Origin of the sequence: Microcoleus sp. T3_B1, assembly GCF_036700445.1 — a bacterium.
Lineage (GTDB): Bacteria > Cyanobacteriota > Cyanobacteriia > Cyanobacteriales > Microcoleaceae > Microcoleus.
In genome coordinates this window covers 1-1,560 of the sequence record NZ_JAUBOX010000193.1, presented here as the reverse complement: position 1 = coordinate 1,560, position 1,560 = coordinate 1, and the positions used below count along the sequence as shown (strand labels likewise).

Annotated in this window: 1 pseudogene; it reads right to left on the bottom strand. The window is 48.5% G+C overall.

Features of this window, described 5'->3' with window-relative positions:
- Positions 1 to 218: 218 nt before the first annotated feature.
- Positions 219 to 1,371, bottom strand: a pseudogene (locus QT990_RS35705) (ISAs1 family transposase).
- Between the last annotated feature and the right edge of the window lie 189 nt (positions 1,372 to 1,560).

Genomic DNA, 1,560 nt, shown 5'->3' with positions numbered 1-1,560 from the left:
CCAGGGTAAACGCATCTAAATTAAGTCCTGCAAATCTATAGAAGCTGACGAAAAAACAGGTTGCTCGTTCAAAATGGAGACTCTGGCATTGCTCCAGACTCGCTTGCGAGATTCTGCCGACTTATGAGTACCATATAAATGTAATACCGATTGCGTTTGGTGCTGCACCTCCTCGGACAGGTCATTATGGCTTTTGGGTTATGTTGATTGAACCCCTTTCACTTCGATGTACTCGCGGACATGATATTCAGCAGGAAGTCGTTATCTATGCCCGCTCGATATCGCTTCATCGCCAGACTCATCTTAGAAGGTTCACGCTCTTTGCAAGTTGACGCTTAAACGGCGCAATAGTCCCAGGTTTTCCGAGGCATATCCCTGGCGAATCCGACAGGCATCTTCGTTGAAGGTTACATCAAGTACGAAGATGCAAACTGTTCTCGATACTCCAGTGGGATCGAATCGCCCGGTTGTGTTGCTGAGCATCTGCTTCCAAGGAGCTGAGGTAGAAGCCAACTTCCGTTGTCGTTGTGTTCCACAATTGACTGGTTCGCTTGACCATGACAATAGTAGTTAAGCCCACCCACAAGCTTTGCCGATGCAACGGTGGTAGTTGATTTATCGGTACTGCCCAGACCTGACGGGTTTCAATCCGATGGTGTCCCGTCTCCACCGTTTTGTGATAATCATACTCAACCCCATGCCAGTTCCGGGCAATAGCCTGCTCAAACCAAGCCGCCACTTGGTCGCTTAGTTTTTTCTGATTGCCTTTGAGGGCTAGCACATACTCTCCTCCGGCTTGCTTGAGCAAGCTGGGCAATCTCTGTCTGTGTTCCCATTGCATCCAGCGTCACCACAGCCCCTTTGAGGTTGAGTAACTTTAGTAGGAGGGGGACGGCTGTAATTTCATTCGACTTGCTATCAACTTTGTGTTGAGCCAGTACCAAGCCGTGTTCACTGCTCCAGGCACTTACACTATGTAGCGCTTTGAGCTTCCCCTCCCGGTCATAGGAACCGGGAGGCCGTCTTGCCGTCGATATGAATTACCTTGATGCCCAGTCTCTCGGTGATGCTGCTCACCCACAAAAGAAAACTCTCCTGTATCGCTTGCGGATCGAGCATCCCAAACACTCGGGCGAAGGTATCGTGGGATGGAACCCCGTGGGGCAAATCTAAAAACGTCTCCAACCAAGATTGCTTAGCCTTGCCATAGGTTTCTATCGCCACAAACCCATCGGCAGCTGAGAGGACTGCCAAAAGAGCAATGGTGATAATCTGTGTCAAACCATGATATTTCGTTCGTTCCACTCGCGGATCTTGGATGTGCTGGAAATAGTTGAGAACACTGTTTCTGAGTATTTTAGCCTCACGCACTTGTTCTGGCCTGACAACGGGACAACCAAAGCCTCTAGCCATACGCTTATTCCGGGATATCCAACCTTAACGTCTATTGAAGATGTCCTCTAGCCAATCTATTATGCACGTTGACTAAGAAAAAATCCCTTTCCTCTTGGTGGCGTTTTGTCAAGTACAATTTATACAAAATTAGATGCGTTTACCCTG